Source organism: Allobosea sp. NPDC055594 (assembly GCF_053618995.1).
The window spans coordinates 101,609-120,691 of the sequence record NZ_JBSHIO010000012.1 but is presented as its reverse complement, the minus strand read 5'-3'; the positions used below and the strand labels follow the sequence as shown (position 1 = coordinate 120,691).

The following is a 19,083-nucleotide window of genomic DNA, read 5'->3' as shown; positions in this document are numbered from 1 at the left end:
AAGATCGGGATCTCGCCGCGGTTCAGCGCCGCGATCTTGCCGGCGTCCAGGTCGACGCAGATCACCTCATGGCCGAAATCAGCGAAGCACGCCCCGGAAACAAGGCCGACATAGCCCGAGCCAATCATCGTAACGCGCATAAGGCACTCTTATCCTGTTGCCCGGCGGGCCTGCCGGATGGCGCAGCCCCTATAGCAAATCGGTCGCCAGGCAAATTCGCGACGCGCTTGGCTCAGGCCGGAAGCGTGTCCGGGGTTGCCGGATAGATCGAGGCGATCAGCCCGCGTCCGGCCTCGCCGCGCAGCTTCAGCGGGCGCGCGGCCTCGATTCGCAGGCCCTGGTCATGAGCGAGCGGTGTCGCCGCGCCCTCGACCTCGAGGGCCAGCGGGCCGGCCGCCGCGTAGACGATATGCGTTCCCGGCTGGAGGAAGAGGGCCGAGCCTTCCTGCAGCACGCCGAGCGCGATTCTCGCTATGCTGCGGTCGGCGATCAGGTTGACGACCTCGACCGGGCCGTCCTCGAGCCGGCTGACGATGCTCAAGCCCCCGTCATAGCCGATCGGGCGAAAGGGCTCGCGCAGGGAGAGCTCACCGTCAGGCGTCTCCAGCACCAGGCCGCGACCGGTCACGACCACCTGCTGGCGATCATGGCCCGCATAATCCGAAAAGGGGGCCGCGGCCGAGATGGACGTACGGCCGAGCCGCCAGACCAGTCCTTCCTCGGAGCCCATGGCGGCGAAGTCACGGTAGCGCGCGGCGATGTCGATCGAGATACCGCCGCCATTCTTCCAGGGCGCCCGGCCGTACTCGGCCGGATCCAGCAGCGTCAGCGCGAGGCCGTCGGGCCCCGAGCTATCAGATGTAGTCGTCTTCGGGGGCGGGGGCATCCGTCTCCAGGAGCGGCTCGTTCGAGGGATTGCGGTTCAGCACGACGACCGGGGTGCCGGTCGGTACGCGGCTGTGCAGGTCGATGATGTCCTGATTGAACAGGCGGATGCAACCCGAGGACACCGCCTTGCCGATCGACCAGGGCTCGCTGGTGCCATGGATGCGGTAGAGCGTGTCCTGGCTGCCCTGGTAGAGATAGAGCGCGCGCGCGCCGAGCGGGTTCTCGAGCCCCGGCTTCATGCCGCCGGCCCAGGGAGCATTCCGCTCGGGCTCGCGCTTGATCATCGCGGCGGTCGGCGTCCAGCGCGGCCAGGCCGCCTTGCGCGCCACGGTGGCGCGGCCACGCCAGGACATGCCCTGCTTGCCGACGCCGATGCCGTAGCGGATGGCGCGGCCGTTCTCGCGCACGAGGTAGAGATAGCGCGCGGAGGTGTCGACGACGATCGTGCCGGGCGCCTCATTGGTGCGGTAGTTTACTTCCTGCCGCAGGAAACGCGTTTCGACCTCGGAAATGTCAGTGGCCGGCAGCGGGAACGTCTCCTCCGGCCGCTCGTCATACATCGAAAGGAAAGCGGCGTTCTGATGGATCGGCGCCCGCACCTCATAGGGCTGCTGCGCCGTGCTGATACAGCCGGTCAGCGCGACCGGTGCGAACGCGGAGGCGAGGGTGACGAACCGGCGGCGGGAGAGCTGGTCGGGGGCGGCAGGCTGGCGGGAGGGCATGAACTCGGCTCGTGAATAGGGCAACTGGCGGCGAAAACGATTGGAGGGCCGGTCGGTTCCAAAGAGCCGTGTCCGGCGGACGGCTTTTCACTTCGCGGTTTGGCATGGCGCTCGGGTGAAGACGATATGGCGAAAGTAAGGCCGCCGCAGAGCGTTGCCTGGATGCAACAGTTTTTCATGCGCCGCGCGCATGACGAAATTCGGCGGCTCGCGCTTGCGCGGGCGGCCCGCCCGGCCGCCCTACCGGGAAATTCGATCAGAATGTCGTGATATGCTCAGTTTAACAGCAGTTTAAGCGAGTTTTAAAGGTTGCTCGGCAAATCTTTCTTCAATCTTCGGGTTTCCGGCGGCGCGCGGCCATCGGACGGAGGCAGTTGACCCGCGGCCGCGTGCCCGGGGCTGGGGAGCGCGGGACGCGATGAAATCGATTCGCTTCAAGATTTTGGCGATGCTGGGGATTATTGCCGTCGGCGCGGTTCTGTCGGCCGGGCTTGGCCTCTATGCGCTTTCCCGCTCTCATGATCTCAATCTCCGCTCTGACGTGCAGGGCGAGATCACCTTGCTGACCGAGCGACTCAACACGCAGGTCTTTGCTGTCGTGATGGATTCGCGCGGCATCTACATGTCGAAGACCCCGCAGGAGGCCGAGCCCTTCGCCAAGACGAAGGAGGCGCGCTTCCCGGTGATGCGCAAGCTCGCGGCCGATCTCGTCGCACGCGTGCCGGTGGCGGAGCGCGAATCCGCCCTGAAGGTCCAGAAATCGGTCGATGAGTTCATCGCCTTTCGCGCCGAGACAATCAGGCTCGGCCGCGAGATCTCGACCGCTGCCGCCGACGAGCAAGGCAATAACGATCTCAACCGAGCCAATCGGCGCGCCCTGAACGACAATCTCGTCGCCTTCGCCAAGCGCAACGAGGCCGTCGGCGATGCGCTCGCCGAGGAGGCCGCCAATTTCACCCGGCAGGTTCAGTGGATTCTGCCGCTCTTGCTGTTCTCCACCCTGATCGCCTCGTTCGCTGCCGCCATGCTGTTCGCCCAGCGCTCGATCACGCGCCCGCTGCTCGATCTCGGGCAGGCGATGGACCGCGTCACCGCGGGCGACACGCAGATCGAGGTTCCCCACACCAAGCGCGGCGACGAAATCGGCGCCATGGCGCGCGCCCTCGCCGTGCTGCGTCAGAGCACGGAGCAGGTCGCGCTGCTGCAGGCCCAGGAGCGGGCGGCGGCGGAGGAGCGGTTGGCGCGGGCCGAATCCATGGCTCTCGTGGTTTCCGATGTCGGCACGGTCGTTGCCGCCGCCGCAGCCGGCGATTTCTCGGCACGACTGGCGCTCGACGGGGCCGATGCCGAGATGGCGAAGCTGGTCGCCGGCATCAACGAGATCAATCGCGTCGTCGACGCCGCCACCACCGAGTTCGCCGAGGCTCTCCAGGCGATCGCGGCCGGCGATCTCACGCATCGTATCGACAGCGCCTATCGCGGCCGCTTCGCCGATCTCAAGGGCGCGATCAACGACACCGCCGACAAGCTGTCGCTGACGCTGCGCACCATCCAGGCGACCGCCGGCGATGTCGGGCTTTCGGCGCGCGAGATCGCGACCGGTGCAGACGATCTTTCGAAGCGCACGGAGGAGCAGGCCTCCTCGCTCGAGGAGAGCGCCGCCACGACCGAGGAACTCGCGGCCTCGGTCAAGGCGTCGGCGCAGGCCGCGCAGCAGGGCGTCGTTCTGGCCGGTGAGGCCATGGCGGTCGCGCAGACCGGCGGGGGCATCGTCAACGAGGCGGTTTCCGCGATGGCCCGTATCGAGGACGCCTCGCGCAAGATCTCGGACATCATCCGGGTGATCGACGACATCGCCTTCCAGACCAATCTTCTGGCGCTGAACGCGGCGGTCGAAGCGGCGCGCGCCGGCGACGCCGGCAAGGGTTTCGCCGTGGTGGCGAGCGAGGTGCGTACGCTGGCACAGCGTTCGGGCGAGGCGGCCAAGGATATTTCCGGGCTGATCTCCTCCTCGAACACCGAGGTCGAGGCGGGCGTGAAGCTGGTCCGTCAGGCCGGCGATGCCCTGACCCGGATCGTCGATGCCTCGCGCAAGGTCCAGACCACGGTCTCCGAGGTCGCAGCCGCTTCGGCGGAGCAGGCCAACGGCATCGAGGAGATGAGCCAGACCGTGGCGCATATGGACGAGATGACCCAACAGAACGCCGCATTGGCCGAGCAGAGCGCCGCTTCGGCGGGGTCTCTTTCGGGCAAGATCGGCGAGCTCAATACGCTGGTGGCGAGCTTCCGCACCGGTGGCACCGCTTCGGCCGCGCCGCTCGCCGCTGCGCCGCAGTCGCGTGCGGCCGCCCCTGCCGCGAGCGAGGCCGACAGCGAGCCGCGGCGCCTGCGCCAGCTCGCGGAGGCCGCCTTCGCCCAGCAGAAAGCGACGCCGCGCCGCGAGCCGCGTCCGGTCGCGCCGATGCGCAAGGTCGCCAATTCCCGCCAGGGCGATGCCGGTTGGGAGGAGTTCTGAGGCACGGGAAAGGCCGGCTCCTGATCGAGCCGGCCCGGGCTCTACGCCAGGCCGATCCGAGGGCCGCTCCTGCCGGGAGCGGCCCTTTTCGCATGTCCGGCAGCCCTGTCGGGCGGCAGAAACTGCAGCGGGAGGCTCTGACTTGATCGTCGCTCCGGACAAGCGGCGAAGCTTCGCAGCTCCGGAAGCCATCGTAGAGCACCGGAGGCTTGCGATGGCTTCCGGCATTCCGCGGCGTTCATCCTCGGCTCCGCCCAGAGGCCGGAGCCGAGGGCTCCAGCCGGATGACTGAGCAAGCTGATTGGAGCCGGTCTCATAGCATCGGACCGAAGAGTGGACGCCACTTTTCGGGAAACTCCGATGCTATAACAATAAGATAGATCACCGTGACAGCGTCCGAACGGACGCGCGACGATCTAGGCGGCGTCGGTGGCTGCCGGCCTCCGGATCAGGCCGAGCCGTTCGCGGGCGAACCAGCGCGTCAGCATCAGCACGGCGACGATCGCAAGACCGGTGGCGAGCCCGATCCAGATGCCGACGCCGGCGAGCGGCGTCAGGAAGCCGAGTGCCGCCGAGAGCGGCAGGCCGATGCCCCAATAGCCGAGGCCCGCGAAGAACATCGGCACGCGCGTGTCGCGCAGGCCGCGCAGGATCGAGACGCCGACCACCTGGATGCCGTCGACGATCTGGAAGATCGCCGCATAGAACAGGAACAGCATGGCAAGCTGCGCCACCTCGGCTGCGCGCGGCTTGCTGGCGTCGAGGAACGGCACCACCAGCCAGTGCGGGATCAGCAGCATCAGGAGCGCGGTGAAGCACATGAAAGCGGTCGCCAGCATGAGCGCGGTGGCGCCGGCCCGGGCGATGCCCTCCCTGTCGCCGGCGCCATAGGCATGCCCGACCCTGACCGTTCCGGCCTGGCCGATGCCCATCGGCACCATGAAGCACAGCGAGGCGATCTGGATCGCGATCGCATGGGCGGCGAGCGAGGTCGGGCCGAGCAGGCCCATCAGGAAGGCGGCGCCGTTGAAGATCCAGACCTCGAAGCTCACCGTCGTGCCGATCGGCAGGCCCATGCGCCAGAAGGCGCGATAGCGGCTCCAGTCCGGTCGCCAGAAGCGCCCGAACAGGCGGTAGCGCCGGAAGCGTCGGTCGAGCGAGACCACGATCGCGAGGCCGGCGAACATCAGGGTCGAGGCCAGCGACGTCGCCAGCCCCGAGCCCGGCAGGCCGAGCGCCGGGAAGCCGAGCCGCCCGAACATCAGCACCCAGTTGGCGAAGGCGTTGAAGACGACCGCGAAGAGCACGGTCACGAAGACCCAGAACGGCCGCTGCAGAGCAGCGAGAAAGCCGCGCAGGACGAGATAGATGTAGAAAGGCAGCAGACCCCATTGCAGCGTGTGCAGATAGGAGGCGGCGGCTTCCGCCAGCGCCGGGTTCTGGCCCATCGCCTTGAGGATCGCTTCGGCCTGCCAGAGGAAGAGCCACATCGGCCCCGCCAGGGTCGCCGCCACCCAGAAGCCCTGGCGTACGGTGCGGCGCACATCGCGAACCGAATGCCGGTTCCGTCCGAGCTCGATCGCGACCATCGGCGCGACTGCCGCCATCACGCCGATGCCGAAGATCAGCACGGCCATGTAGAGATTGGTGGCGAGCGCACCCGCGGCCAGCGCATCGGGCCCGAGATGGCCCATCATGATGACGTCGGTCGCCGTCATCGCGGTCTGTGCGACATTGGTCAGCACCATCGGCCAGCTCAACGCCAGCATGGCCTTGACCTCGGTGAGCCAGGGGCTCGCCGGCCGCATGTGAAGCGCGATCTGTGACATGGCTGCTTTTATCTGGGCAGGCAGCCACTTAACAGCCCCCATGCTGTCGTGGCAGGCGGTGCATTGCGCATGGAGCGCCCTCGCTCCGCGTCGGGTCGCCATTCTGCCTCTTGCGCGGGCGGCCTGCTTCCTGCCTGCTGCGTATCCGAACCGAAGCCATGCCTGCCAAGGAGCGCCTGCGAGATGAGCACCAACCTGCGGATCGATGGGGAGCGACTGGTGTCGCGGCTGGCGGCGCTCTCGCGCATCGGCGCGACGCCGGAGGGCGGTTGCCGGCGCCTCGCCCTGAGCGATGAGGACAAGCAGGGGCGCGACTGGCTGGTCGGCCAGATGCAGGCGCTCGGCCTGACGGTGAAGGTCGACGCCATCGGTAATATCGTCGGCATCCTGAAGGGGCAGGAGGACGGCCCGGCCGTGGTGATGGGCTCGCATATCGACACGGTCGGCACCGGTGGGCGCTTCGACGGCGCGCTCGGCGTGATCGCCGGGCTGGAGGTGCTTGCCGCCCTGCGCGATGCCGGCCTGCAGCCGAAGCGCGACATGGCGGTGATCGCCTTCACCAATGAGGAGGGCGCGCGCTTCCATCCGGACATGCTCGGCTCCTATGTCTGGGCCGGCGGCATGAGCGTCGAGGCCGCCCATGCCGAGAAGGACGCCGACGGCGCCGTGCTCGGCGCCGAGCTGGGCCGCATCGGCTATCACGGTCCGGAACAGCCCGGCTTCCTGCCGGCGCATACCTATCTCGAACTGCATATCGAGCAGGGCCCGATCCTGGAGAGCGAGGGCGGCGGTCTCGGCGCGGTCACCGGCATCCAGGGGATCTGCTGGCTCGAACTGACCCTGACCGGGCGGCCGAGCCATGCCGGCACCACGCCGATGCGCTATCGCCGGGATCCCGGCCTCGCGGCCGCCAGGATCAACATCTTCGCCAATGAGCTGACCAGGACGATCCCCGGACAGCTCGCCAATTGCGGCGTCATTCGCGTCCAACCCGGCAATGTCAACGTCGTGCCCGAGACGGTGGTGATGACGCTCGACCTGCGCAACCCGCTGGATGCGCCATTGGCCGAGGCTGAGGCGGCAGTCCGCAAGTTCTGCGCCGAATTGTCGGAGCGCGACGACATCGCGATCAGCTTCCGCGATCTCGCCCGCTTTCCGGCGACGCCCTTCGCCGAGGAGCTGATCGCCAACGTCGAGGCGAGCGCCGCCGAGTTCGGTCTGCCGATCCGCCGGATGATTTCCGGGGCCGGCCATGACGCCCAGATGATGTCGCGGCTCTGCCCGACGGCGATGGTCTTCATCCCCTCGATCGGCGGCCTCTCGCACAACCCGGCCGAGCTCAGCACCGACGAGGACATGGTCGCCGGCGCCAATGTCCTGCTCAGCGCCGCCTGGCGCGCGGCGAATGCCTGATATCCAGAGTGTTCACGCCCCTTCTCCGTCATCCCGGACGCAGCGAAGCGGAGTTCCGGGATCCATCTCAGGGTGCGGAGCCCTACGATGGATCCCGGGTCTGCGCGGCTGGAGCCGCTTGCCCGGGATGACGGTGAGTTCCGATCACATCTTCCGAATGGGTGCCGCCATGACCGCCATCGCCTCGCTTTCCGCCGCCGAGCTCGCGCCGCTCTACGCCTCCCGTGAGCTCTCGCCGCTCGAGGTCGCCAAGGATGCGCTGGCGCGCATCGAGCGCTTCGAGCCGCAGGTCAACGCCTTCGTCGTCCGCGACGACAAGGTGCCGCTCGCCATGGCGCAGGACGCCGAGGCTCGCTGGTTGAAGGGCGCGCCGCTCGGGCCTCTCGACGGCGTGCCGGTGACGATCAAGGACAATCTCGGTGTCGCCGGCTGGCCGATGCGACGCGGCTCGGCGGTGGCGTCCGATGCGCCTTTCGCCGCCGATTCTCCGGCGGTGGCGCGGCTGCGCGAGGCCGGCTGCGTCTTCCTCGGCAAGACGACGATGCCGGAATACGGCTGGAAGGGCGTCGGCGATTCGCCGCTTACGGGCATCACCCGCAATCCCTGGGACGTCGCGACCGGGCCGGGCGGTTCGTCCTCCGGAGCCGCGGCCGCGGCAGCGCTCAATCTCGGCTGCATCCATCTCGGCACCGACGGGGCCGGCTCGGTGCGCATCCCCGCCGCCTTCACCGGGGTTTTCGGATTGAAGCCGACGTATGGCCGCGTCCCGGCCTGGCCGATCTCGACCATGGGCTTTCTCGCCCATCTCGGCCCGCTGACCCGCACGGTTCGCGATGCCGCGCTGGCGATGAACGCCATCGGCCAGCCGGATGAGCGCGACATGACGGCGATGACCGATGCGCCGCCCGATTTCACTGCGGGCCTCGATGCCGGGGTGCGGGGGCTGCGCATCGCCTGGTCGGCGACGCTCGGCGGCGATGTGCCGGTCGATCCCGAGATCGCGGCGCTGACGCGCGATGCCGCTCTGGCCTTCCGCGAGCTCGGCGCCCGTGTCGAGGAGGTCGATCCGGGTTTTGCTGATCCGCTCGACACGCTGATGACGCTCTGGTCGGCCGGCGCGGCCCTCGCTTTGCGCAGTGCCGGCCCCGAGGCGAGGGCGCGGATGGACCCAGGCCTCGTCGCGGTGGCGGAGGCCGGCGAGCGCATCGACGGTGCGACCTATGTCGATGTCCTGCTCAATCGGCGCAACGCGCTGGCTCTGCACATGGCGCAATTCCATGCACGCTTCGATCTGCTGCTGACCCCGACCCTGCCGCTGCCCGCCTTCGCCGTCGGCCGCAACACGCCGGCCCATGGCGGCTATGGCGAGGACTGGACCCGCTGGACCCCGTTCACCTACCCGTTCAATATCACCCAGGCCCCCGCGGCTTCGGTGCCCTGCGGGTTGACCAGGGCCGGCTTGCCTGCCGGTTTGCAGATCGTCGGACCTTACGGAAGCGATTATCGGGTGTTGCAGGCGGCGGCGGCTTTCGAGGCCTTGCGACCCTTCCCGCGTGTCGATGCACCGATTGAAACGATTTAGGTAGGCCTTGCGCAATTTTTTGCCGGATTTTCTCCGGATTGCGCATCATTCCGCGATCTCGGCTCCGCTGGGCGCCGATATCTGCCTTCTGGCACGAACCCTGCAAGCTCTTCTGCCGTCGCGGACGGTTCGCGGAGCGTGTTGTCAGAGCGGATTTTTCCGCCCACACTCGCCCCAAGGTCGCCCGCAAGAGGTGGCCGTTTCAGGGGAGAGATTGATGGACCGCAGAAGTTTTCTGAAGTCTGCCGCAGGGACGGGCGTGCTTGCAGCTTCCGGCGGGCTGGCGATGCCGGCCCTTTCTCAGGGAGCCGCCGCCAAGACCCTGCGCTTCGTGCCGCAAGCCAACCTCGCCAATTTCGATCCGATCTGGGGAACGCAATACGTCGTCCGCAACGCTGCGGCGCTGGTCTGGGACACGCTCTACGGCATCGATTCCAAGTTCCAGCCGCAACGCCAGATGGTCGAGGGCGAGGAGGTCTCCGCCGACGGCCTGACCTGGACCTTCAAGCTCCGTCCCGGCCTCAAATTCCATGACGGCACCCCCGTCCTCGCCAAGGACGTGGTGCAGAGCCTGAAGCGCTGGCAGGCCCGCGACCCGATGGGCCTGATGATCCGGGCGATCGAGAACGAGCTGACCGCCGTCGACGACCGCACCTGGAAATGGGTGCTGAAACAGCCCTATCCGAAGATGCTGCTGGCGCTGGCCAAGAACAATGCGCCTTGCTCCTTCATCATGCCGGAGCGCATCGCCAAGACCGATCCCTTCACGCAGATCACCGAATATGTCGGCTCGGGCCCGATGAAGTTCGCCCGCGGCGAATGGGTCCCGGGTGCCAAGGCGGTGTTCGAGAAATTCGCCGACTATGTGCCGCGCTCGGAGCCGGCGGACTGGCTCGCCGGCGGCAAGAAGATGCTCGTGGACCGCATCGAATGGGTGATCATGCCCGACGCCGCGACGGCCGCCGCCGCGCTGCAGAACGGCGAGGTCGACTGGTGGGAGACCCCGCTCTCCGATCTCGTCCCGGTGCTCAAGAGCAACGCCAACATCAATGTCGATATCGGCGACCCGCTCGGCAATATCGGCTCCTTCCGCATGAACCACCTGCATCCGCCCTTCAACAATGTGAAGGTGCGCCAGGCGGTCCTCACGGCGATGAACCAGGAAGACTATATGCGCTCGATCGTCGGCGACGACGACAAGCTCTGGAAACCGTTGCCCGGCTTCTTCACCCCCGGCACGCCGCTCTACACCGAAGAGGGCGGGGCGATGCTGAAGATGAAGAACATCGAGGCCGCCAAGAAACTCCTCGCCGAGGCCGGCTATAAGGGCGAGCCGGTGATCTGCGTGGTCGCGCAGGACATGTCGGCGACCAAGTCGATGGGCGACGTCACCGCCGAGCTGTTGAAGAGCATCGGTATGAAGGTCGAGTTCGTCGCCACCGATTGGGGCACGGTCGGGGCACGGCGCGCCCAGAAGACCCCGCCGGGGCAGGGCGGCTGGAGCATGTTCCACACCTGGCATGCCGGTGCGGACTGCCTCAACCCGTCCTCCTACACCGCGATCCGCGCCAATGGCGACAAGGCCTGGTTCGGCTGGCCGGATGTCCCGGCGGTCGAGACCGAGGTCACCAACTGGTTCAACGCCAAGGACATGGCCGAGGAGAAGGCCGCGATGGCCCGCCTCAACAAGGCCGCCGTCGAGAACGTCGTCTTCGCGCCGACCGGCTTCTATCTCGGCTATCAGGCCTGGCGGAAGAACGTCACCGGCGTGACCAGCGGCCCGCTGCCGTTCTTCTGGAACGTCGCCAAGGCCTGACACGGATGAGATCGACGCCCGGGCCGCTGCCCGGGCGTCGGCTTTTCAACGACGCCCGTCGCGCGGCTTCGGATTGTTCCAGTCCGAAACGATGCGGCGCCCACTTTCCAGCAAAAGGCTGCGGATGCTCGCTTTTATCGTAAGACGCATCATCACGACGATACCCGTCATGGCCTTCGTGGCGCTGTTCGTCTTCTCGCTTCTCTACATCGCACCGGGCGACCCCGCCGCCATCATCGCGGGCGACCAGGCCTCGCCGGCCGATGTCGAACGCATCCGCGCCAGCCTGGGCCTGGACCGGCCCTATCTCGTCCGCTTCGGCGAATGGTTCTTCCGGGTGCTCCAGGGTGATCTCGGCACCTCGATCTTCACCTCGCTGCCGGTGACGCAGCTGATCGCGCAGCGCATCGAGCCGACACTCTCGCTGATGGTGCTGACGCTGATCCTGGCCGTCAGCGTCGCCGTGCCGCTCGGCGTCGTCGCTGCCTGGAAGGCCGGGACCTGGATCGACCGCGCCGTCGTCGCCTTCGCCGTCTTCGGCTTTTCGGTGCCGGTCTTCGTCGTCGGCTACCTGCTCGCCTATGTCTTTGCGCTCAAGCTCGACTGGGTGCCGGTGCAGGGCTACACGCCAATTTCGCAGGGGCTCTGGCCCTGGTTCCAGAACCTGATCCTGCCGGCGGTCACGCTCGGCCTGGTCTATGTCGCGCTGATCGCCCGTATCACCCGCGCGACCATGCTCGACGTGCTGCAGCAGGACTATATCCGCACCGCCCGGTCCAAGGGCGTCGCGCAGAACAGCATCCTCTTCCTGCACGCGCTGAAGAATGCGGCGGTGCCGATCATCACCATCATCGGCATCGGCGTCGCGCTGCTGATCGGCGGTGCCGTGGTGACGGAGAGCGTCTTCGCCATTCCCGGGCTCGGACGCCTCACGCTCGATGCGATCCTGCGCCGCGACTACCCTGTCATCCAGGGCGTCGTGCTGATCTTCTCCTTCGTCTATGTGCTGGTGAACCTGGCCATCGACCTGATCTACACCCTCGTCGATCCGAGGATACGCTATTGACCGTGCAGCATCCCGCCCCGGTTCCGGGCGACCTCGCGGTCGCTCCTGAACTTCCCGACGTGCTGAAGGCCCGGAAGCCGCTGACAGGCTTCACCGGCTTCCTGCGCAAGAACCCTTCGATCGCGATCGGCGGCGTCCTGCTGCTGATCATGTTCTTCATCGCCCTGTTCGCGCCCTGGCTCGGCACAGTCGATCCGACCGCGATCTCGACCGCGCGGCGCACCCGCGTGCCCTCCGAGCTCTACTGGTTCGGCACCGACATGCTGGGGCGGGACATCTATTCACGCGTCATGTACGGCGCGCGGGTCTCGCTGCTTGTCGGCTTCAGCGTCGCGATCCTGGCCTCGATCGCAGGCCTGGTCATCGGCCTGTTCTCCGGCTTCGTGCGCTGGTCGGACGGCATCATCATGCGCGTCATCGACGGCATGATGTCGATCCCGCCGATCCTGCTCGCCATCGCCCTGATGGCGCTGACCCGCGGCTCGGTCCAGAACGTCATCATCGCCATCACCATCGCCGAGATCCCGCGCGTCGCGCGCCTCGTGCGCGGCGTCGTGCTGTCGCTGCGCGAGCAGCCCTATGTCGATGCTGCGATCGCCGCCGGCACGCGCACGCCGATGATCGTCTTCCGCCACATCCTGCCCAATACGCTGGCGCCGATGAGCGTGCAGGCGACCTATATCTGCGCCAGCGCGATGATTGTCGAGGCGATCCTGTCCTTCATCGGGGCGGGCGTGCCGCCGGCGACACCGTCCTGGGGCAACATCATGGCCGAGGGCCGTGCGCTCTGGCAGGTCAAGCCACACATCATCCTCTTCCCCGCCATCTTCCTGTCGCTGACCGTCCTTGCCGTGAACATGCTCGGCGACGGCCTGCGCGACGCGCTCGACCCGCGCATGGCGAAAAGGCTCTGACCATGGCCCTGCTCGAAATCGACAAGCTCCAAACCCATTTCCGCACGCCCGACGGCATCAACCGCGCGGTCGACGGTGTCTCCTTCTCCATCGAGGCGGGCCAGACGCTCGCCGTAGTCGGCGAGTCCGGCTGTGGCAAGTCGGTCACCGCCATGTCGATCCTGCGGCTGATTCCGGAGCCGCCCGGCAAGATGGCCGGCGCCATCCGCTTCCAGGGGCGGAACCTCCTGGAATGCTCGGATGCCGAGATGCGCCAGATCCGTGGCAACGAGATCTCGATGATCTTCCAGGAGCCGATGACCAGCCTCAATCCGGTGCTGACCGTCGGCCGCCAGATCGGCGAGACGCTCAGGCTGCACCAGAACATGTCGAAGGCGCAGGCGACCGAGCGCGCTGTCGAGATGCTCCAGCTCGTCGGCATTCCCGAGCCGCGCCGGCGCGTCGCGGAATACCCGCACCAGCTCTCCGGCGGCATGCGCCAGCGCGTGATGATCGCGATCGCGCTCGCCTGCTCGCCCAAGCTGCTGATCGCCGACGAGCCGACCACCGCGCTCGACGTCACCATCCAGGCCCAGATCCTCGACCTGATGCGCGACCTCAAGGCCCGCGTCGGTGCCGCGATCATGCTGATCACCCATGATCTCGGCGTCGTCGCCGAGGTCGCCGACCAGGTCGTGGTGATGTATGCCGGCCGCAAGGTCGAGGAGGCGCCTGTCGGCGAGCTCTTCGCCAATCCGCGCCATCCCTATACGCAAGGCCTGCTCGGCGCCGTGCCGAAGCTCGGCTCCTCGCTCTCCGGGCATACCGAGCGCCTCTCCGAAATCCCCGGCCTGGTGCCGAGCCTGAAGAAGCGCATCGACGGCTGCGTCTTCGCCGGCCGCTGCCCGAAGGTGACCGATCTCTGCCGCCAGGTCGCGCCCGGCCTCGAACTCAAGGCCGCCGGTCATATCGCCGCCTGCCATTATGCGCCGAAGGACGCGGTCGCGGCATGAGCACGACCCAGCCCATCCTCCAGGTCAACGACCTCAAGAAGCATTATCCGATCCGCGGCGGGCTGCTCTCGGGCATCACGGCGAATGTCTACGCCGTCGACGGCATCTCCTTCGAGATCGCCAAGGGCGAGACGCTGTCGCTGGTCGGCGAATCCGGCTGCGGCAAGTCGACCGTCGGCAAGGCGATCCTGCGCCTGTTCGATATCACCTCTGGTGAGGTGGTGCTCGACGGCCAGCGCATCGACCAGCTTTCCACCGGCAAGCTCCGGCCGCTGCGCCAGCGTGTCCAGGTCGTGTTCCAGGACCCGTTCTCCAGCCTGAACCCGCGCATGCGCGTCCGCGACATCCTCGCCGAGCCGATCACCAATTTCGGCATCGTCCAGGGCAAGGAGGCGGTCACCGAGCGCACCATGGCGCTGATGGACAAGGTCGGCCTGCCGCGAGACGCGGTGAATCGCTGGCCGCACGAATTCTCCGGTGGCCAGCGTCAGCGCATCGGTATCGCCCGGGCGCTCGCGGCCGAGCCGGAGCTGATCATCTGCGACGAGGCGGTCTCGGCGCTCGACGTCTCGGTCAAGGCGCAGATCGTCAACCTGCTCTGCGATCTGCAGAAGGAACTTGGCCTGGCCCTGCTCTTCATCAGCCACGACCTCGCCATCGTCGAGCACATGACCCACCGCGTCGCGGTGATGTATCTCGGCAAGATCGTCGAGATGGGCACCAAGGAGCAGATCTTCGGCGCGCCGCGCCACCCCTATACGGTGGCGCTGCTCTCGGCGGTGCCGGTGCCCGATCCAAAAGTCCGGCGCGAGCGCATCCTGCTCAAGGGCGACGTGCCGAGCCCGATCAACCCGCCCAAGGGCTGCCGCTTCAATACGCGTTGTCCCTACGTCTTCGATCGCTGCCGTACGGAGGAGCCGGCTTTGCGCCCAATGGCGCAGGGCCATGTCGCCGCCTGCCATCTGCACGATCTGCCGGCGGAGGATAACCCGCTCCTGAAGCAGGCCGTGCCTGCGCTCGCCGACGCTTGACCAGGGGGCCGAGCGAGGTCGACGATCAGCCCATGACAGACGCCAATTCAGATAGCCGCGGTCCGGACTTCATCCTCAATCCGCGGCTCGACCGGAACGCGCCCTATGGCGACGATCTGCGCACCATCCTCTCCCGCGACAAGGGCCGCAGCGCCCATGCGGCGATCGCCGCATGGGACGGTTATGCGCCGACGCCATTGCGCGATCTTCCGGCCATCGCCGACGCGCTCGATCTCGGCCAGGTGCTCTACAAGGACGAGGGCGGCCGCTTCGGCCTGCGCAGCTTCAAGGCCCTCGGCGGCGCCTACGCCGTCGACAGGCTGGTCGCGGCGCGTGGTCGGGAGGGGCTGACCGTCGCCTGCGCGACCGATGGCAACCACGGCCGCTCGGTCGCCTGGGGCGCAAGGCGTGCCGGCGTCAAGGCGGTGATCTACATCCACGAGAACGTCAGCGAGGGCAGGGCGGAGGCGATCCGCTCCTATGGCGCCACCGTCGTCCGCGAGGGCCGCAATTACGACGACAGCGTCCGCGCCTGTGCGGCGGCAGCCGAGGCCAATGGCTGGCAGATCGTCTCCGATACCTCCTGGCCCGGCTATGAGCAGGTGCCGAAGGACGTGATGCAGGGCTATTCGGTCCTGTCCAACAAGGTCGAGACGCAAGGCGCGCAGCCGACCCATGTCTTCGTCCAGGGCGGCGTCGGCGGCATCGCTGCGGCCGTGCTCTCCGATAGCTGGGAGCGCCATGGCGCGGCGCGGCCGATCTTCGTGGTGGTCGAGCCGGAGAATGCCGCCTGCCTGTTCGAATCGGCCAAGGCCGGGGCGGTCACGGCGGTCGGCGGCGATCTCGAGACGATCATGGCCGGCCTTGCCTGCGGTGAGCCGTCGATCCTGGCCTGGCGCATCCTCCAGCCCGGCGCCGACGCCTTCATGACGGTGCGCGACGCCGCCGCCGCCGATGCGATGCGCCAGCTCGCGACGCTCGGCGTGGTCGGCGGCGAATCCGGCGTCGCCGGGCTCGCCGGTCTGTTCAAGGCGGCGCGCGATCCGGCCTTGCGCAGCGCGCTGCGCCTCGACGCCTCGTCCCGCGTGCTCTGCTACGGCACCGAGGGCGCGACCGATCCGGAAGTCTATCGCGGCATTGTCGGCCGCTCCGCCGAGGACGTGCTGAAATGAGTCGTATCCTGACCGTCGCCGCCGCCCAGCTCGGGCCGATCCACCGCGAGGAGAGCCGCGCCTCGGCCGTCGCCCGTATGATCGAGCTGATGCGCCAGGCCAAGGGCAATGGCTGCGATCTCGTCGTCTTCCCGGAGGCGGCGCTGACCGCCTTCTTCCCGCATTGGTGGATGGAGGACGAGGCCGAGATCGATTCCTATTTCGAGAGCGCCATGCCCTCGAACGAGACGGCGCCTCTCTTCGCCGAAGCTGCGAAGCTCGGCATCGGCTTCCATCTCGGCTATCCCGAGCTCGCTTTCGAGGATGGCCGCAAGCGCCGCTTCAATACCGCTATCCTGGTCGACAAATCCGGCGCGATCGTCGGAAAATACCGCAAGATCCATCTGCCCGGCCATCCCGAGAACCGCCCCGACGCAGCCTTCCAGAATCTCGAGAAGCGCTATTTCGAGACCGGTAATCTCGGCTGGCCGGTCTGGGAGACCATGGGCGGGCGCCTCGGCATGATGATCTGCAATGACCGGCGCTGGCCCGAGAGCTACCGCGTCATGGGGCTCCAGGACGTCGAGATGATCGTGCTCGGCTACAACACGCCCAAGCACAACCCGCCGGCGCCCGACCATGACCGGCTCGGCAATTTCCACAATCAGCTCGTCATGCAGGCCGGCGCCTACCAGAACGCGACCTGGGTCGTCGGCGTCGCCAAGGCCGGCCTCGAAGCCGGCGTCGACCAGATCGGCGGCTCCTGCATCATCGCGCCGACCGGCGAGGTCGTGGCGCAGGCGGTGACCGAGGGCGACGAGCTCGTCATCGCCCGCTGCGATCTCGACCTCGGCAAGAGCTACAAGAACTCGACCTTCAACTTCGCGAAACACCGCGAGCCGCAGACCTACGGCATGATCATCGAGCGCAAGGGCGCAGTGGGGCCAGCATAGGACGATGGAACCCACTGCCGAACATGCCCGGATCGGCTCCGTCGGGGACTACCTGACGCTCGGGCCCATATTGGAAGTGGACGAGTTTGGTTGGGGACACATGGAACTCCGCGCCCGTAGCGGCAGGTTTTCGGCCGAGATCGTTTGCCATACCTCCCCGCATGACCTCCGCGCTCTCAGCACAATTTTGCGGGCCCAGCACGCGCAGACGACGCTTCAGCAGAGCTGGAATTCGTTTGGCGGTGAGTTGCGACTTGAGTTTAGCGGGGACATTCGCGGCGGTGTTTGCGTCGCCATCAAGCTTGCCGATATCGGCGAGTGCGAACGGGTGCTCTCGTACAATCTCGATATCGATCAGAGCTATCTCCCGGCCCTGATCGAGCAGTTATCCCAGATTATTGCCAGTATGCCGGAGGCGACCACATGACCCACGATCTCATTCTCAAGGGCGGCCGGGTCATCGACCCCTCGCAGAAACATGACGGCGTCCTCGACGTCGCTTTCACCGACGGCAAGGTCTCCGGCTTCGGCAAGGATCTGAAGGGCGCCAAGGAGATCCGCGACGTCTCCGGCTATATCGTTACGCCGGGCCTGATCGACCTGCACACCCATGTCTATTGGGGCGGCACCTCGCTCGGCATCGATGCCGACGAATTCTGCCGCGTCTCGGGCGTCACCACCTCGGTCGATACCGGCTCGGCCGGACCCGGCAACTGGGCCGGCTTCCGCAAGCATGTCATCGAGAAGAGCCAGGCGCGCATCCTCGCCTATCTCCATGTCTCGCATGCCGGCATCTACGGCTTCGACCACCGTGTCATGGTCGGCGAGAGCGGCGACCTCAGGATGATGAACCCGATCGACTGCGTCGAGGTCGCCGACAAGAACCGCGACCTGATCGTCGGCATCAAGGTCCGCGTCGGCCTGCACGCCTCCGGCAATTCGGGCACCGTGCCGCTCAACATCGCGCTGCAGGTTGCCAACGAGGTCGGCATGCCGCTGATGTGCCATATCGACCATCCGCCGCCATCCTATGAGGAGGTCATCGGCATGCTGCGGCCGGGCGACGTGCTGACCCACGCCTTCCGCCCGTTCCCGAACGCGCCCTCGACCGCGCAGGGCACGGTGAAGCCCGAGGTGCTCGCAGCCCGCAAGCGTGGCGTCATCTTCGATATCGGCCACGGCAAGGGCTCGTTCTCCTTCAAGACCACGCGCGCCATGCTCGCCAACGGCTTCGAGCCGGACGTGATCTCCTCCGACGTGCACAAGCTCTGCATCGATGGGCCGGCCTATGACCAGGTCACCACGATGTCGAAGTTCCTCTGCATGGGCATGAGCCTCAACAACGTCGTCGCCGCCTCGACGCTGAATGCCGGCATGGCGCTGAAGCGGCCGGAATATGGTTCGCTCAAGGTCGGCTCGCTCGGCGATGCGACGATCCTGACGGTGAAGGAAGGCAAGTTCGACTATGTCGACGTTACCGGCGAGCATCTGATCGGCGACAAGAAGATCGTCTCCGAGGGCGTCGTGCTCAAGGGCGCCTGGTGGCACCCGAAGCGCAGCAACAAGTTCAGGAAGGTCGAGGCGGCGTAGCCGCCGCCCGAACGTTTCTGCTACACCCGGCACGACTTCCCCGGGCGCGGCGCTGAGTGGTGCCTGCGGGGGATCGTTCCGGGTAGAAGAAGACGATGACTGCGACCGCTCTCCTTTGGCGCCCCATGGTGCCAGCCGATCTGCCGGGCGTCATGAACGTCGCGGCGGAAGTCCATCCCGGCTTTCCCGAGGACGAGGCGGTCTTCGCCGAGCGGCTGGTGCTGTCGCCGGCCGGGTGCCTGTCGCTTGCCGGCGCCGATGGCGGCCTCGCCGGCTATGTCGTCAGTCACCCGTGGCCGCTGCTGCAGGCGCCGGCGCTGAACAGCCGGCTCGGCGCGATCCCGCCGAATGCCGACGCCTACTACATCCATGACCTTGCTCTGCTGCCGCGTGCGCAAGGCAGCGGCGCGGCGTCGCGTGTGGTCGCGCTGCTGGAAGAGGAGGCGCGCAAGGCCGCGCTTCGCCGGATGGCGTTGATCGCGGTCAACCGCTCGGCCGGCTTCTGGCAGCGGCATGGCTTTCGCCTGACGCATGACGCATCGCTTGATCGCAAGCTGGCGAGCTATGACGATGACGCCCGCTACATGACGCGCGAACTTTGATCGTCGGTGCCGAGACGGC

Annotated in this window: 17 protein-coding genes and 1 pseudogene; 13 read left to right on the top strand and 5 right to left on the bottom strand. The window is 67.1% G+C overall.

Translation table 11 applies throughout. The features are described from left to right. From ACWGRX_RS21300 to ACWGRX_RS21290, 3 genes and pseudogenes are all read right to left on the bottom strand, one after another. Positions 1-140, bottom strand: a pseudogene (locus ACWGRX_RS21300) (UDP-glucose 6-dehydrogenase); the annotation flags it as partial. 92 nt (positions 141-232) lie between these two features. Continuing rightward, on the bottom strand, positions 233-886 hold the full coding sequence (locus tag ACWGRX_RS21295; protein ID WP_452119165.1) for a HutD/Ves family protein: 654 nt from the start codon (positions 884-886) through the stop codon (positions 233-235). After that, positions 855-1,610, bottom strand: coding sequence for a L,D-transpeptidase (locus ACWGRX_RS21290; protein ID WP_291634037.1), 756 nt, complete (start codon positions 1,608-1,610; stop codon positions 855-857). The genes ACWGRX_RS21295 and ACWGRX_RS21290 overlap by 32 nt, the downstream gene beginning before the upstream one ends. 448 nt (positions 1,611-2,058) lie before the next feature. Between ACWGRX_RS21290 and ACWGRX_RS21285 the strand changes: the two genes are divergently transcribed. Beyond that, positions 2,059-4,125, top strand: coding sequence for a methyl-accepting chemotaxis protein (locus ACWGRX_RS21285; protein ID WP_452119164.1), 2,067 nt, complete (start codon positions 2,059-2,061; stop codon positions 4,123-4,125). 416 nt (positions 4,126-4,541) lie between these two features. On the opposite strand, the gene ACWGRX_RS21280 is transcribed toward ACWGRX_RS21285, so the two are convergent. Beyond that, positions 4,542-5,954: an MATE family efflux transporter gene (locus ACWGRX_RS21280; RefSeq protein WP_452119163.1), complete on the bottom strand. Its 1,413-nt coding sequence runs from the start codon at positions 5,952-5,954 to the stop codon at positions 4,542-4,544. 183 nt (positions 5,955-6,137) lie between these two features. Between ACWGRX_RS21280 and ACWGRX_RS21275 the strand changes: the two genes are divergently transcribed. The 3 genes from ACWGRX_RS21275 to ACWGRX_RS21265 all read left to right on the top strand — a co-directional run bounded on the left by ACWGRX_RS21275 (position 6,138) and on the right by ACWGRX_RS21265 (position 10,765). Continuing rightward, entirely contained in the window at positions 6,138-7,367 is a 1,230-nt protein-coding gene (locus ACWGRX_RS21275) for a M20 family metallo-hydrolase (protein WP_452119162.1), read from the top strand. A gap of 169 nt (positions 7,368-7,536) precedes the next feature. Further along, positions 7,537-8,949, top strand: a complete 1,413-nt coding sequence (locus ACWGRX_RS21270; protein WP_452119161.1) for an amidase — start codon at positions 7,537-7,539, stop codon at positions 8,947-8,949. 217 nt (positions 8,950-9,166) lie between these two features. Then, a complete protein-coding gene (locus tag ACWGRX_RS21265; protein WP_452119160.1) occupies positions 9,167-10,765 on the top strand; it encodes an ABC transporter substrate-binding protein in 1,599 nt (532 codons plus the stop codon). A 45-nt stretch (positions 10,766-10,810) separates the two neighbouring features. Here ACWGRX_RS21265 and ACWGRX_RS21260 read toward each other — a convergent pair whose 3' ends face one another. Beyond that, the gene (locus tag ACWGRX_RS21260; RefSeq protein ID WP_291649996.1) at positions 10,811-10,936 is read right to left on the bottom strand and encodes a hypothetical protein; all 126 of its coding nucleotides are present in this window, start codon (positions 10,934-10,936) and stop codon (positions 10,811-10,813) included. Between ACWGRX_RS21260 and ACWGRX_RS21255 the strand changes: the two genes are divergently transcribed. The 9 genes from ACWGRX_RS21255 to ACWGRX_RS21215 all read left to right on the top strand — a co-directional run bounded on the left by ACWGRX_RS21255 (position 10,890) and on the right by ACWGRX_RS21215 (position 19,064). Then, on the top strand, positions 10,890-11,831 hold the full coding sequence (locus ACWGRX_RS21255; protein WP_291634049.1) for an ABC transporter permease: 942 nt from the start codon (positions 10,890-10,892) through the stop codon (positions 11,829-11,831). The two genes, ACWGRX_RS21260 and ACWGRX_RS21255, sit on opposite strands and share 47 nt — an antisense overlap. Continuing rightward, on the top strand, positions 11,828-12,745 hold the full coding sequence (locus ACWGRX_RS21250) for an ABC transporter permease (RefSeq protein ID WP_291649980.1): 918 nt from the start codon (positions 11,828-11,830) through the stop codon (positions 12,743-12,745). Before ACWGRX_RS21255 ends, ACWGRX_RS21250 begins: the two co-directional genes overlap by 4 nt. 2 nt (positions 12,746-12,747) lie before the next feature. Beyond that, positions 12,748-13,737: an ABC transporter ATP-binding protein gene (locus tag ACWGRX_RS21245; RefSeq protein WP_291634052.1), complete on the top strand. Its 990-nt coding sequence runs from the start codon at positions 12,748-12,750 to the stop codon at positions 13,735-13,737. After that, positions 13,734-14,768, top strand: a complete 1,035-nt coding sequence (locus ACWGRX_RS21240) for an ABC transporter ATP-binding protein (RefSeq protein WP_452119159.1) — start codon at positions 13,734-13,736, stop codon at positions 14,766-14,768. The genes ACWGRX_RS21245 and ACWGRX_RS21240 overlap by 4 nt, the downstream gene beginning before the upstream one ends. Before the next feature lie 32 nt (positions 14,769-14,800). Continuing rightward, positions 14,801-15,940 carry a diaminopropionate ammonia-lyase gene (locus ACWGRX_RS21235; protein WP_452119158.1) on the top strand — a complete coding sequence of 380 codons (1,140 nt, stop codon included), beginning with the start codon at positions 14,801-14,803 and terminating at the stop codon, positions 15,938-15,940. After that, positions 15,937-16,872: an N-carbamoyl-D-amino-acid hydrolase gene (locus tag ACWGRX_RS21230; RefSeq protein ID WP_452119157.1), complete on the top strand. Its 936-nt coding sequence runs from the start codon at positions 15,937-15,939 to the stop codon at positions 16,870-16,872. The genes ACWGRX_RS21235 and ACWGRX_RS21230 overlap by 4 nt, the downstream gene beginning before the upstream one ends. A 4-nt stretch (positions 16,873-16,876) precedes the next feature. After that, entirely contained in the window at positions 16,877-17,299 is a 423-nt protein-coding gene (locus tag ACWGRX_RS21225; protein WP_452119156.1) for a WapI family immunity protein, read from the top strand. Continuing rightward, positions 17,296-18,462: an amidohydrolase/deacetylase family metallohydrolase gene (locus ACWGRX_RS21220; RefSeq protein ID WP_291634060.1), complete on the top strand. Its 1,167-nt coding sequence runs from the start codon at positions 17,296-17,298 to the stop codon at positions 18,460-18,462. Before ACWGRX_RS21225 ends, ACWGRX_RS21220 begins: the two co-directional genes overlap by 4 nt. Positions 18,463-18,557: 95 nt before the next feature. After that, complete coding sequence (locus ACWGRX_RS21215) at positions 18,558-19,064, top strand: GNAT family N-acetyltransferase (protein WP_452119155.1); 507 nt, start codon at positions 18,558-18,560, stop codon at positions 19,062-19,064. Positions 19,065-19,083: the final 19 nt, after the last annotated feature.

Excerpts from the sequence above, each read along its gene's own strand:
- ACWGRX_RS21295 (WP_452119165.1), bottom strand. The coding sequence starts at position 886 with ATGCCCCCGCCCCCGAAGACGACTACATCTGATAGCTCGGGGCCCGAC.
- ACWGRX_RS21240 (WP_452119159.1), top strand. The coding sequence starts at position 13,734 with ATGAGCACGACCCAGCCCATCCTCCAGGTCAACGACCTCAAGAAGCAT.
- ACWGRX_RS21270 (WP_452119161.1), top strand. The coding sequence starts at position 7,537 with ATGACCGCCATCGCCTCGCTTTCCGCCGCCGAGCTCGCGCCGCTCTAC.
- ACWGRX_RS21260 (WP_291649996.1), bottom strand. The coding sequence starts at position 10,936 with ATGACGGGTATCGTCGTGATGATGCGTCTTACGATAAAAGCGAGCATC.
- ACWGRX_RS21245 (WP_291634052.1), top strand. The coding sequence starts at position 12,748 with ATGGCCCTGCTCGAAATCGACAAGCTCCAAACCCATTTCCGCACGCCC.
- ACWGRX_RS21255 (WP_291634049.1), top strand. The coding sequence starts at position 10,890 with ATGCTCGCTTTTATCGTAAGACGCATCATCACGACGATACCCGTCATG.
- ACWGRX_RS21290 (WP_291634037.1), bottom strand. The coding sequence starts at position 1,610 with ATGCCCTCCCGCCAGCCTGCCGCCCCCGACCAGCTCTCCCGCCGCCGG.
- ACWGRX_RS21285 (WP_452119164.1), top strand. The coding sequence starts at position 2,059 with ATGCTGGGGATTATTGCCGTCGGCGCGGTTCTGTCGGCCGGGCTTGGC.
- ACWGRX_RS21230 (WP_452119157.1), top strand. The coding sequence starts at position 15,937 with ATGAGTCGTATCCTGACCGTCGCCGCCGCCCAGCTCGGGCCGATCCAC.
- ACWGRX_RS21280 (WP_452119163.1), bottom strand. The coding sequence starts at position 5,954 with ATGTCACAGATCGCGCTTCACATGCGGCCGGCGAGCCCCTGGCTCACC.
- ACWGRX_RS21225 (WP_452119156.1), top strand. The coding sequence starts at position 16,877 with ATGGAACCCACTGCCGAACATGCCCGGATCGGCTCCGTCGGGGACTAC.
- ACWGRX_RS21275 (WP_452119162.1), top strand. The coding sequence starts at position 6,138 with ATGAGCACCAACCTGCGGATCGATGGGGAGCGACTGGTGTCGCGGCTG.
- ACWGRX_RS21265 (WP_452119160.1), top strand. The coding sequence starts at position 9,167 with ATGGACCGCAGAAGTTTTCTGAAGTCTGCCGCAGGGACGGGCGTGCTT.
- ACWGRX_RS21220 (WP_291634060.1), top strand. The coding sequence starts at position 17,296 with ATGACCCACGATCTCATTCTCAAGGGCGGCCGGGTCATCGACCCCTCG.
- ACWGRX_RS21215 (WP_452119155.1), top strand. The coding sequence starts at position 18,558 with ATGACTGCGACCGCTCTCCTTTGGCGCCCCATGGTGCCAGCCGATCTG.
- ACWGRX_RS21235 (WP_452119158.1), top strand. The coding sequence starts at position 14,801 with ATGACAGACGCCAATTCAGATAGCCGCGGTCCGGACTTCATCCTCAAT.